The 11,732-nt window shown below is 68.7% G+C and carries 10 protein-coding genes and 1 riboswitch; of the genes, 6 read left to right on the top strand and 4 right to left on the bottom strand.

Annotated elements, in window-relative coordinates:
- Window positions 1-1,122, bottom strand: coding sequence for a Gfo/Idh/MocA family oxidoreductase (locus tag AB0F72_RS27910; RefSeq protein ID WP_360436723.1), 1,122 nt, complete (start codon window positions 1,120-1,122; stop codon window positions 1-3).
- A gap of 75 nt (window positions 1,123-1,197) precedes the next feature.
- Here AB0F72_RS27910 and AB0F72_RS27915 point away from each other — a divergent pair, with 75 nt between their 5' ends.
- The gene (locus tag AB0F72_RS27915) at window positions 1,198-2,673 is read left to right on the top strand and encodes an MFS transporter (RefSeq protein WP_360436725.1); all 1,476 of its coding nucleotides are present in this window, start codon (window positions 1,198-1,200) and stop codon (window positions 2,671-2,673) included.
- Between the two features lie 3 nt (window positions 2,674-2,676).
- Here the strand turns inward: AB0F72_RS27915 and AB0F72_RS27920 are convergent, their stop codons facing one another.
- Window positions 2,677-3,321 (bottom strand): response regulator transcription factor, encoded by a 645-nt coding sequence (locus AB0F72_RS27920; RefSeq protein WP_360436727.1) that lies wholly within the window; start codon window positions 3,319-3,321, stop codon window positions 2,677-2,679.
- 52 nt (window positions 3,322-3,373) lie between these two features.
- The gene (locus AB0F72_RS27925; protein WP_360436729.1) at window positions 3,374-4,261 is read right to left on the bottom strand and encodes an NAD-dependent epimerase/dehydratase family protein; all 888 of its coding nucleotides are present in this window, start codon (window positions 4,259-4,261) and stop codon (window positions 3,374-3,376) included.
- A 144-nt stretch (window positions 4,262-4,405) separates the two neighbouring features.
- Between AB0F72_RS27925 and AB0F72_RS27930 the strand changes: the two genes are divergently transcribed.
- Window positions 4,406-5,593, top strand: a complete 1,188-nt coding sequence (locus AB0F72_RS27930) for a CehA/McbA family metallohydrolase (RefSeq protein ID WP_360436731.1) — start codon at window positions 4,406-4,408, stop codon at window positions 5,591-5,593.
- A gap of 42 nt (window positions 5,594-5,635) precedes the next feature.
- Here AB0F72_RS27930 and AB0F72_RS27935 read toward each other — a convergent pair whose 3' ends face one another.
- Window positions 5,636-6,583: a LacI family DNA-binding transcriptional regulator gene (locus AB0F72_RS27935; RefSeq protein WP_360436733.1), complete on the bottom strand. Its 948-nt coding sequence runs from the start codon at window positions 6,581-6,583 to the stop codon at window positions 5,636-5,638.
- 103 nt (window positions 6,584-6,686) lie between these two features.
- Here AB0F72_RS27935 and AB0F72_RS27940 point away from each other — a divergent pair, with 103 nt between their 5' ends.
- The 4 genes from AB0F72_RS27940 to AB0F72_RS27955 all read left to right on the top strand — a co-directional run bounded on the left by AB0F72_RS27940 (window position 6,687) and on the right by AB0F72_RS27955 (window position 11,439).
- Window positions 6,687-7,559 carry a hypothetical protein gene (locus tag AB0F72_RS27940; RefSeq protein WP_360436735.1) on the top strand — a complete coding sequence of 291 codons (873 nt, stop codon included), beginning with the start codon at window positions 6,687-6,689 and terminating at the stop codon, window positions 7,557-7,559.
- 31 nt (window positions 7,560-7,590) lie between these two features.
- Window positions 7,591-7,670, top strand: a riboswitch (S-adenosyl-L-homocysteine riboswitch).
- 18 nt (window positions 7,671-7,688) lie between these two features.
- The gene (ahcY, locus tag AB0F72_RS27945; RefSeq protein WP_360436737.1) at window positions 7,689-9,149 is read left to right on the top strand and encodes an adenosylhomocysteinase; all 1,461 of its coding nucleotides are present in this window, start codon (window positions 7,689-7,691) and stop codon (window positions 9,147-9,149) included.
- A gap of 108 nt (window positions 9,150-9,257) precedes the next feature.
- On the top strand, window positions 9,258-9,737 hold the full coding sequence (locus AB0F72_RS27950; protein WP_360436739.1) for a DUF4142 domain-containing protein: 480 nt from the start codon (window positions 9,258-9,260) through the stop codon (window positions 9,735-9,737).
- A gap of 49 nt (window positions 9,738-9,786) precedes the next feature.
- On the top strand, window positions 9,787-11,439 hold the full coding sequence (locus tag AB0F72_RS27955; RefSeq protein WP_360436742.1) for a Na+/H+ antiporter: 1,653 nt from the start codon (window positions 9,787-9,789) through the stop codon (window positions 11,437-11,439).
- Window positions 11,440-11,732: the final 293 nt, after the last annotated feature.

The following is an 11,732-nucleotide window of genomic DNA, read 5'->3' on the forward strand; positions in this document are numbered from 1 at the left end:
CTAGCCGGAAGATCGACTTTCCGATACGACGGTACGGTTACGGCCTGACGACGCTGCGGCCAACATCGCTTCGAGTATCTCGGCGGCCCGGATCGCGTCCGCGAGGCCGGGCCCCTGCGGCACCCCGGTGACGATCGAGCGGAGGAAGAGGGATGCCTCGATCACCTTGAGGTCGTCGTAGCTCATCGCGATCGCGGCGCCCGGCTGGAACGCGGCGAACTCACCGTCGCCCGGACCGGCGAAGACCGTCGCGTCGCGGAGGCGGAGCTCGCCCATCCGGCGGAAGTCCCAGGCCAGGAGGCCCCGGGTTCCGTAGATCGTGAAGCCGTAGTGGTTCGGGTCCCCGTACGCGACCCGGCTGGCCTCGCACGTCACACGGGCGCCGGACTCCAGCCGGAGCAGTGCGGCGAACCAGTCCTCGTTCTCCACGGGGCCGGGCTCACCCGTACCCCGCTGATGGCCGGATGTGGCGCCCAGCGCTCGCCGCCGCTGCGGAATGAGGATCGCGGTGTCCGCGGAGACCTCGACGATCTCGCCGAGCAGGTGCCGGATCAGGTCGACGGCGTGCGAGCCCAGGTCGCCGAGCACCCCGCTGCCTCCGCGTTCGCGCTCGAACCGCCAGGTCAGAGCGTCGTCCGGGGAGGCCGCGTAGTCACTGCAGAAGCTGAACCGGGCATGCGTCACAGCGCCGATCTCACCGGTCCGGATCAGCTCCCGCGCCTTCGCGACGGCCGGGGCGTGCCGGTAGTTGAAGCCGACCGTCACCTGGCCGGGACCGGTGATCGCGCGGGCGTCGGCGGCGCTCAGCCCGACCGGCTTCTCGATCCACAGGTGCTTGCCGGCGGCGGCGAACGCGACGCCCATCTCGCGGTGCAGGAAGTTCGGCGCGGTGACGCTGACTGCCTGGATCCGCGGATCGTCGAGCAGCTCGTGCCAGTCCGAGACGGACGCGGCGAACCCGAACTGCTCCGCGGCGGAGGCAGCCCGCCCGGGCACGTCGTCGGCGACCGCGATCAGCTCCGGCGTCGGGAGGTCCGGATAGTGCTGGTGGACCCGCGCGTAGGCCCGGGTGTGCACCCGGCCCATCCAGCCCATGCCGATCACGGCGACACCAAGAGCCATCGCGCACCTCCAGTGCGTACCTGTGAGCTTCCTGGGTAACACGTGGTCAATGTCACTCGATATGGAGGGGCGTCCATGACATCAGAAACTGATCAGGGCACGATACGCAGCCTGATCCCCGCTCGCATCGACCGGCTCAGCTGGTCACCGTTCCACACCCGCATCATTCTCGCGCTCGGCACGGCCTGGGTCCTCGATGGACTTGAGATCACCGTGGCGAGCGCCGTCGGCCCGGTCCTGGCCGAGCAGGAGACTCTCGCGCTCTCCAGCACACAGGTTGGCTTGATCGCGACGGTCTACCTGCTCGGCGAGGTCTTCGGCGCGCTCTTCTTCGGCCGGCTCTCCGATGCGCTCGGCCGCAAGAACCTCTTCATCGTCACCCTCGCCGTCTACCTCGGCGGTAACGCGCTTACCGCATTGACCTGGGGTAACGGCCCTGCCGCACTGGTCTTCCTGTATCTCACGAGATTCATCGCCGGAGCCGGCATCGGCGGCGAGTACGCCGCGATCAACTCCGCGATCGACGAGATGATGCCGGCGAAGTACCGGGGCCGGGTGGACATCGGCGTCAACGGCACGTACTGGGGCGGCGCGATCATCGGCACGCTCGGCACGTACATCCTTCTCAACAATGTGGACCTGAACTGGGCGTGGCGGATCGCGTTCCTGATCGGCCCGGTCATCGGCGTCGCCATCTGGGGCCTGCGGCGGCACCTGCCGGAGAGCCCGCGCTGGCTGGTCATGCACGGCCGCGAGGACGAGGCGGAGGAGAACATCGCCCGGATCGAGCGGGCCGCCGAGGCGTCCGGCCAGACGCTGCCCCCGCTGGACGACTCGAAGGCGATCGACATCCGGCCGACCCGGCCGCACGGCTACCTGTCGCTGCTGCGGGTCCTGTTCAAGCTCTATCCGGCGCGGTCGACGCTCGGCGCCACGCTGATGATCACGCAGTCGTTCCTCTACAACGCGATCTTCTTCACCTACACGCTGGTGCTCACGAAGTTCTACGGTGTCTCGGAGAAGGCCGCGCCGCTCTACCTGGTGGCGTTCGCGCTCGGCAACCTGATCGGCCCGCTCACCATCGGGCGGCTCTTCGACACGATCGGCCGGCGCAAGATGATCTCCGGGACCTACCTGCTGTCCGGGGTGCTGCTGGCGATCACCGCGTTCCTCTTCGACGCCGGCGCGCTCAACGTGGTGACGCAGACGATCGCCTGGAGCGTGATCTTCTTCTTCGCGTCGGCGGGCGCGAGCTCGGCCTACCTGACGGTCAGCGAGATCTTCCCGCTGGAGATCCGGGCACAGGCGATCGCGGTCTTCTTCGCGATCGCCCAGTGCTTCGGGGCGATCGGCCCGGTCTTCTACGGCGCGCTCATCGGCGAGGGCGACGACCCGAGCAAGCTCTTCATCGGGTATCTGATCGGCGCCGCGGTGATGGCGGTGGGCGGCCTGGTCGAGGCGTTCATCGGCATCGACGCCGAGGGCAAGTCGCTGGAGGACGTCGCCACGCCGCTGTCGGCGGTGACGACGCGTCCGCGCGCCACCGGCTGAGCGTCACAGCAGGCCTGCACTGCCGGCCAGCGCCGCCGCCTCGGTCCTGCTGGCGACCTTCAACTTCCGCAGGAGCGAGGCGGTCAGGCGCTTCACGGTACGTTCGGAAACGTGCAGCAGTCCGGCGATCTCGCTGGTCGACGAGCCACCCGCGATCAGCCGCAGCAGGCGGCGGTCATCGGTGTCCAGCTGGGTGATCGCCGGATGCGGCGGCCGCGGGCGGGCCTGCTCGACAAGCGCGGCGAGCAGCCCCGGCGGCACGACCGACCAGCCCTCCAGCGCCGCGATCAGGGGCTGCCGGAGATCGGCGGCCTCCGCGGTGCGGCGCAGCAGCCCGGCCGCACCGGCGTGCAGCGCCTCGACGGCCACGGCCAGGTCGGTGTCGTCGGCGACCGCGACGATCCGCGCCTGCGGCGCCGACTCGTGCACCATCGCCACCGGGTTGCGACCGGCCGGCTGCGGCAGGGTGGGATCGACGAGCACCAGGTCCGGTACGGCGGCACGCATCACGCTCGCCACCTTCCCCGCTTCACCGGTGGTCGCCACCACTGTCGCGCGACCGCTGCTGATCTCGGGGATCAGCGCTTCCAGGACGCGGACGAAGGTGGTGTTGCCGTCCACCACCACTACCCTGATCCCGTTCTGCATGCAGGCGGGATGCCCCGAACGGCCGAAACCATTCCTGCGAAAAGCCCTGGCCTCAGCGCGGGTTCGCCGCCACGAACTTCGCGATGTACTCGTCGAGGCTGCGTTCCGGGTGCCAGCCCAGCGACGCCGCCTTGGTGATGTCCGCCTGGCCGCGGGTGCGCTCGCCGGGCAGGGCCGGGATCAGCTTGTAGTCGACGCCGAACATCTTGGCGACGTCCAGCAGCGGCCACTCGTGACCGGCACCGAGCAGGTAGCCGTCGCCCTCGCCGTCGCGCGCCACCATCAGCAGGCCGCGAACGATATCGTCGATATGCGTGAAGTCACGGGTCTGCGTGCCGGGCGACACCACGGTGAGCGGCTCGCCGGCGAGGTACTGCCGCTCGAAGATGCCGATGACCGTCGCGTACTTGCCCGCGCTGATCTGTCCCGGTCCGTACACGTTGTAGAAGTACGTGATCGCGTAGTCCAGGCCGAACCAGTTCGAGTAGTTCCGGATGTACTCGATGTTCTTCGCCTTGGTCCACGCGTACGGGTTGAGGTTCTCGTCCTGCCCGTCGTTGCCGAACTTCGAGCTGGACCCCGCGTAGATCAGCTTGGCCCGGTGATTGGCGGTGAACTTGACCACCTCACGGGTGCCGAGGAGGTTGAAGTCCCAGGTCAGGTCGTGGTCTTCGAACGACTGCACGATGCGCGAGTACTCGCCCATGTGGAAGACCAGCTCGGGCGAGGAGAACCCGCCCTCGAACCACAGCCGGGCGATGTCGACCGTCGAGCCGTCGATGTAGGTGACCCGGGGGTCGTCGACGTGGCTCTCCCGGGAACCGGTGAAGTAGTTGTCGAGCGACACGATCACCGCGTCCGGGTACTCGGTCAGCAGCGACTTGATCAGTGCCGCGCCGACGAATCCGGCGCCGCCGGTGACCAGCAGTGTTCGACTCAACGTGTTTCCCATCTCCCGGTGCTCGAAGCGCCGACCAGGCTACCAAGACCACAGTCCAATTCTGGATTCCCCGCCGTTTACCTCGCATACATTCATGGGCTTCACTGTTAAGTCATGACGAGTCACGGCCATTCACATCACCCGATGAGCCGGCGCGCCCTGCTGGCGGGCAGCGGCGGACTACTGATGCTCGCCGCCGCCCCGGACAGCGCCTGGGCACGCACCGCCGGCGTCGCCACCAGCGCCGATCCGGTACGCGCGACGGGCGCCACCCGCGCCTCGCGGATCAGCCAGGGCACCACGCTCTTCCACGGCGACCTGCACAACCACACGCTCATGTCGGACGGGGACGGAGACCCGGCCCTGGCCTACGAGTCGATGCGCTCGGCCGGCCTCGACATCGCCGCGCTCACCGACCACACCACCCTGCTCTCCATCGAAGGGCTGAGCCGCTCCGAGTGGAACCGCACCGGGCAGCTCGCCGACGCGGCCAACACACCGGGCGCCTACACCGCGCTGCGCGGGTTCGAGTGGTCGCACCCTCTGCTCGGGCACGTCAACGTCTGGTACACCGGCAACTTCACCGACCTGGGCAGCTCCAGCAGCATGTCCCGGCTCTACAACTGGATCACCGCGTCCGGCGGGATCAGCGGGTTCAACCACCCCGGTCGGGAGCTGCTGCGGTTCAACGACTTCACGTACAACGCGGCGATGCGGGACCAGATGGTCGGGCTGGAGATGTTCAACCGCGGCGACGACTACCTCTTCGACGGCTGGGCGGACGGGCAGAGCTCACCGCTGAACGCCTGCCTCAACGCGGGCTGGCGCACCGGGCTGACCGGGGTGACCGACGAGCACGGAACCGAGTGGGGATATCCGGAGGGCAAGGGCCGGACCGGCATCTGGGCCGTCGAGAACACCCGCAACGGGGTGCTCGCCGCGATGCGGGACAGGCGGTTCTTCGCCACCCGGGTGAGCGGCCTGCGCCTCGACGCCACGGCCGCGGGGGTACGGATGGGCGGCGTCCTCCCGTTCACCAGCGGTGACGTCCGCTTCGTCGTCGACCTCGACCGCGGCCCCGACTGGGCCGGCAAGCCCCTGAGGATCCAGGTGCTGCGACCCGGCAGCCGGGCGCCCGAGGTGGCCGACGTGATCGACACGACGGCCGGGACGGTCACCGAGTTCACCGTGCCGCTGGACCTCGCCGACGGCTCCTGGGTGGTGCTGCGGATCTCCGACCCGGCACAGGCGAACGCCTCCCCCGGCCCGGCCGGGCACCCGTGCAACGACTGGGGCGTGGCGTACTCCAGCCCTTGGTGGCTGTCCACCTGATCGCCCTTCCCCGTCCACGCCGCCGCTGTGTGCGAACAGCGGTCAGAATTCGGCCGGCGGCACGTTGAACGGCGTGATCACCTGCACCGCGGAGGGACGCGAACGGATCGGCCCCGGCAGCGTCCCCTGCGACCGCAGAATCGCGAGGCAGGCGTGCCGCAGGTCGGCCCGCAGGTCCTGGTGCAGCACCGCGGAGATCCGGTGCGCCCGCAGCAGAGCCACGTTCTCCTCGTCCAGGCCGTGCGCCACGAACACGTCGTAGTTGCGCCGCTCCTGGGCGAACGCGGCGATGATGCCGGCGTTCCCGCCGGTGCCGGCGGAGTAGACGGCCCGGATCGACGGGTTGCCGGCGAGGATCTCCCGCAGCGATCCGGCGTCCTCGGCATCGGCGGTGACGAGCCGCCGCGACGGCAGCACGGAACGGAAGCCGGCCTCCCGCTCACCCCGCCCGTTGATCACCAGCATGTCGCCGGCCCGGTCCGCGAGCAGCCGCTCGACCAGGTAACCGGCGGTCGCCCCGGCGTCGAAGTCGTCCACGCCGACATGGGCGATCCGCTTGCCGGCCGGCAGGTCGGCGTTGAGCGTCACCACCGGCACGCCGAGCCGGGCCACCGCGTCGGCGACCTCCGGCGCCGGCGGGGCCAGCACGATCAACCCGTGCGAGCGTGACCGGCCGACCCGGTCGAGGGCCTGCACCGGGTCGTCGGCCTGATGCAGCCGCGGGCGGACCGCCACCGGGATCTCGGCGATCTCGGCGTCCAGGGCGGCACGGACCGCTGCGGCGTATCGGCGGGACGTCCGCAGCACCACGTCGATCACGAAGGTGCGGCCGGTCTGCGCCTGCTGGCGATCCAGCTCGGCGATCGCCTGATGCACCTGGCGGACGGTGCTCTCCCGGACGCCGCCGCGGTTGTGCAGCACGCGATCCACGGTTGCCTGGCTGAGGCCGGATGCCGTGGCTATCTCGCGGATGCGGTACGGGTGCTTCACGCGTACAGAATGATGGGTTTTTGATGTCTTATGGAAGGTCCTTGATGTTTTCTCGCTCCTTCGCGTGACGCTTTGAACTCCTCGCTACGCTCAGGTGGTGCGCATGATCTCCCGCTTGACGGAGCAGGGTGTCAAGATCTTCGACGAGCACCTCGAGCTCGTGGAGACCATCGCGGTGCCGCAGGATCCGCCGCCCGCGACATACACGGTGAGCTCGACCGGTGATCGGCTGGTCTACACCACGGGTGAGGCGGCGATCTGCCTCGGACCCGACCGCCGGGAGGCGTGGCGTTTCGACTTCCCGCCGGGCACCGCTGTCGTGCCGGTGGACTGCGCGTTCTGCCACGACGACACGCTTGTCTGGTTCTACCTGCCCAACGTCGCCCGCGGCAGCTCCGACCCGGACGTGTGGGCCGCTCTCGACGCCGTCACCGGGGAGATCATGGTCTGCCACGACCTGGAGACCGCCGGGCTCGGCGGGCACCAGATCGCGTTTCCCTACGGCACTCAGATGATGCTCGACGTCAGCGAGGGCGAGGCCGGCAGCCGGACGTTCGACGCGGGGGACGAGGGCCGGCTGCGGACGTATCCGTGGAACGACAGGTGTGCGATCGCGATCGCGCCGGACGCCAGCGGCTTCATGACCGTCGCGCACGGCCAGGAGGACGTGGCGTTCCACAGTTTCGCGCTGGAGGACGAACGGAACACCCTCAAGATCTCGGACTTTCCGGTGGACCCGGACCGCACGGTGATCGAGTGGGCCGGCGGCTTCCTCGACGACGAGACCGCGATCGTGGTGCTCTCCGGCGAGGACGACGACGAACAGCCCTGGTGGCGGCATTACCGGGTGGACGCGCACTTCGGCGAGGTGATCGGCGACCTCGGCGTGGAGACCATCGACGAGTACGACTTGGAGCCGCTCGGCGATGGGACATATGTCATCACTGACACCGATGGGACACTGCGCCGGATGTGATCATGCGATTGGTCGGCTAAAGTTGGATCGCCCGCCCGAGAGGCGCTGCAACGGACGTCTCACGTCCGCCACGCTCGGCCGGGTTCCATGACGCAAGGGCGCCTCCTGAGAGGGAGGAGCCCTCTTTCCATGAGCGACAAACTTCAATCTGTGAACGGTCTCGACTTCGCCGTGGCCGACCTGAGCCTGGCCGAGGCCGGCCGTCACCAGCTGCGCCTCGCCGAGCACGAGATGCCCGGCCTGATGTCGCTGCGCACCGAGTTCGGTGACTCGAAGCCGCTGGCCGGCGCTCGCATCGCCGGTTCGCTGCACATGACCGTGCAGACCGCCGTGCTGATCGAGACCCTTGTCGCGCTCGGCGCCGAGGTCCGCTGGGTGTCCTGCAACATCTTCTCCACTCAGGACGAGGCCGCCGCCGCGGTCGTCGTCGGCCCGACCGGCACTGTCGACGCGCCGGCCGGCGTGCCGGTCTTCGCCTGGAAGGGCGAGACCCTGGAGGAGTACTGGTGGGCGACCATGCAGCTCTTCGACTTCGGCAACGGCCAGGGCCCGAACATGATCCTGGACGACGGCGGCGACGCCACCCTGCTCGTGCACAAGGGTGTCGAGTTCGAGGGCGCGGGCGCTGTTCCGGCGACCACGGCGGACGACAACCACGAGTACTCGATCATCCTTGAGACGCTGCGCAACAGCCTCGCGTCCGACGGGCAGCGCTTCACCCGCATCGCCGCGGAGATCAAGGGCGTCACCGAGGAGACCACCACCGGTGTGGCGCGTCTCTACAAGCTCGCCAAGGAGGGCACCCTGCTCTTCCCGGCGATCAACGTCAACGACGCGGTCACCAAGAGCAAGTTCGACAACAAGTACGGCATCCGCCACTCGCTCGTCGACGGCCTGAACCGGGCCACCGACGTGATGCTCGGCGGCAAGCTCGCCGTCGTCTGCGGTTACGGCGACGTCGGCAAGGGTTCCGCCGAGACGCTGCGCGGCCAGGGCGCCCGCGTCGTGGTGACCGAGGTCGACCCGATCTGCGCGCTGCAGGCCGCCATGGACGGCATGCAGGTCGTCCGCCTCGAGGACGTGGTCGGCGAGGCCGACATCTTCATCACCACGACCGGCGGCACCGACATCATCACGGTCGAGCACCTCTCCGCGATGAAGCACAACGCGATCGTCGGCAACGTCGGCCACTTCGACGACGAGATCGACATGGCCGGGCTCGCCAAGGTCCCGGGCATCGAAAAGATCGAGATCAAGCCGCAGGTCCACGAGTGGCGCTTCCCGGACGGCCACTCGGTGATCGTCCTCTCCGAGGGCCGGCTGATGAACCTGGGTAACGCCACCGGCCACCCCAGCTTCGTCATGTCGAACTCGTTCACCAACCAGGTGATGGCCCAGATCGAGCTCTGGACCAAGCCGGGCGAGTACGAGAAGCAGGTCTACGTGCTGCCGAAGCACCTGGACGAGAAGGTGGCCCGGCTGCACCTGGACGCGCTCGGCGTCCGGCTGACCACCCTCACCAAGAAGCAGGCGGAGTACCTGGGCGTCGACGTCGAGGGTCCGTTCAAGCCGGAGCACTACCGGTACTGATCGGTTGCGACACGAACGGGCGGGCCGTAACGGTCCGCCCGTTTCCGTACCGTCAATGCGGTTTAGCCTGGCTTTATGCGCTTATTTGCCGTTTTTAGTGCCGCTGTCATGCTCGCCGTTGCCGCGGTCAGCCCGGCCCAGGCGCGTCCGGTCAGCGCCGACGCCGACTTCCTGATCGCCGCCCACCAGGGGAACCTCGCCGAGATGGCCGCCGGCAAGATCGCCAAACGCCAGGGTGCCACCGAACCGGTCCGCGACCTCGGCCGGGAACTCGCCGCCTATCACCGCAAGCTCGACGTGACGGTACGCAAGACCGCCGCCCGCCTCGACATCGAACTCCCCGCCGAACCCAACTCGGAGCAGCAGGCGCTCGTCGAGCAGTACCAGGCCACGTCCGGCGCCGACTTCGACGCGCTCTTTCTCGGCAGCCAGCTGCTCGCGCACGAACGAGCGATCAAACTGGCCCAGGTCGTGATCGACACCGGCACCGAACCGGCAGTGGAAAAGCTCGCCGGCAAAGCACTCCCGGTGATCCGGCGTCACCAGCAGAGCATCGCCGCGGCGCAGCAGAAGTTGACGCAGCGTTAAAGGCCGACCTCGCCGGATAACGTGAGCGGCCAGCAGGAACAATGATCGAATGAATCTCGAGGAGATCCTGCTTTTCGGCCTGATCGCGGTGGCGGTTATCGTCGCGGTGCGTTGGGTCACCGAGAAGACCGGCCTCCCCGCCGCGGTCCTGCTCACCCTGATCGGTATTGCCTACGCATACATGCCGGGTCCCAATCTCGAACTGGAACCCGAGCTCGTTCTGACCTTCATCCTGCCGCCGTTGCTCTACAACGCCGCGCTCGATTCATCATTGCTCGACATCCGGCGCAACATGCGCACGGTGATCAGCCTTTCCGTCGCGCTGGTGCTGGTCACCGCGCTCCTGATCGGCCTCGGCTTCTCACTCTGGGTAGCCGGGGCCACCCTCGCGGCCGGTGTCGCCCTCGGCGCGGCCGTCGCGCCGCCCGACCCGGTCGCCGCGCTCGCCGTCGGGCGCAAGGCCGGGCTGCCCAGCAAGATGGTCACGCTGATCTCCGGTGAGGGCCTGCTCAACGACGCCACCGCACTGACCATCCTGACGGTCGCGGTGACCGCGCACGCGCACGGCGACTTCAACTTCGACAACGCGGTCGGCCAGTTCGTGATCTCCGCGGCCGGCGGTGTGCTCGTCGGCATCGCGGTCGCCTACGCCGTACGGCTGCTCAAGCCGTTCACCGCCGACCCGCTCAACGCCAACGCGGTCTCCCTGATCACGCCGCTCGCCGCGTACCTGATCTGTGAGAACGCGTTCGTCCACCACTACGTCACGATCTCCGGCGTGCTCGCCGTGGTGGTGGCCGGCCTGATCGTCGGCCACGACACCCCGCGCTACACCAGCGGGGCCACCCGGCTGCAGACCAGCGCCGTCTGGCGGCTGATCGACTTCCTGCTGGAGGGCGTGGTCTTCCTCCTCATCGGCCAGCAGGTGCCGAAGGTGATCGACGGCCTCGCCAAGTACGACACCAGCACGATCATCATCGCCCTGGTGATCACGCTCGGTGTGGTCCTGCTGCTCCGCCCGCTCTGGCTGGTCGTCACCCAGTGGCTGCCGCGCTCGCTGCACACCCGCCTCGGCGGGCACACCGAGGAGGACACCGGCGACGCCCGCGAGGTCCCGCTCACCGGCCGGGAAATCACGATCATGAGCTGGGCCGGCACCCGCGGCGTCATCACCCTCGCGGCGATCTTCACCCTGCCGGCCGGCTTCCCGGACCGCGAGCTGCTGCACTTCTGCGCCATCGCGGTCGTGCTCGTCACCCTCGTCGGCCAGGGCCTCACCTTCGCCCCGCTGGTGCACAGGCTGGGTCTGCGGGCCAACCAGACCGACCGCGCCCGGGAACGCAACGAGGCCCGCTCGGCCGCCGTCCGCGCCGCCCTGGACCGCCTCGACGACATCCAGGAACAGCAGCACGACAACGTCGAGGACGAGGCCATCGAGACGATGCGCCGCCAGCTGCAGGTCCGCCTGGACCGCTACCGCCGGCGCCTCGACATGCTGGAACAGTCGGAATCCGCCGACGTCCCGATCTCACCGCAGTACGAGGCAGCCCTGATGGTCCGCCAGGCGGTCATCGACGCCGAACGCGACGAACTGCTCCGCTGGCGGGATGCGGGCCACCTCAACGACGACAGCCTGCGCGTCCTCAACCGCGAACTGGACCACGAGGAACTGATCCTCCCCAAACGCAACGCAAGCCACTGACCGTCGGGGCCGGCCCTCAAAGCCGGCCCCGAACCACGCTGGGCGGCTCTCCGTCGTGGATGGGGGACACACCGAGGCGTCCGCCAACGGAACGGCAGCACACCGAAGCGTCCCCCAGCGCGACGGCGGCGCACCGAAGCGTCCCCCAGCGCGACGGCAGCACACCGGACCGCCCACCAGCGGAGACGGCGGCACACCGAAGCCCGTGTCGGCAGCGATGAGACCACACGGAAGCAGTGCGGGTGGCCTCATCGCTGCCCTGGCAACGATGAGAGTTCACAACGACGTTGTGT

This window comes from Actinoplanes sp. NPDC023936, assembly GCF_040639325.1.
Classification (GTDB): domain Bacteria; phylum Actinomycetota; class Actinomycetes; order Mycobacteriales; family Micromonosporaceae; genus Actinoplanes.